The sequence below is a fragment of the Flavobacterium hibisci genome (genome assembly GCF_020026925.1).
Lineage (GTDB): Bacteria > Bacteroidota > Bacteroidia > Flavobacteriales > Flavobacteriaceae > Flavobacterium > Flavobacterium hibisci.
Window position 1 is genome coordinate 1 of record NZ_JAIQDW010000083.1, and the last position, 203, is coordinate 203.

The window sequence follows — 203 nt, forward strand, 5'->3', positions numbered from 1 at the left end:
TTATAAACAAGACGGAGTTGCTGCTGTGGCATCAGATTACGTTGCCAGCAACAGTGCGGATCTAAATCCGTCAACAAATGCCAACTGGGATGTTTGGGTTAAGGATGCCAATGGCTGTACATTTAAAGTGGATGTTGCTGTTGAAAGAGACAGTACCCCATCATTAACTGTATCAGTAGACAACCAGTGTACAGGTTCAGGCA

The 203-nt window shown here is 44.3% G+C and carries 1 protein-coding gene; it reads left to right on the forward strand.

Annotated features, from left to right (window positions below; all coding sequences use genetic code 11):
* A partial coding sequence (locus K8B81_RS20915) for a hypothetical protein (protein WP_223683457.1) occupies window positions 1–203 on the forward strand: 203 nt, incomplete at both ends.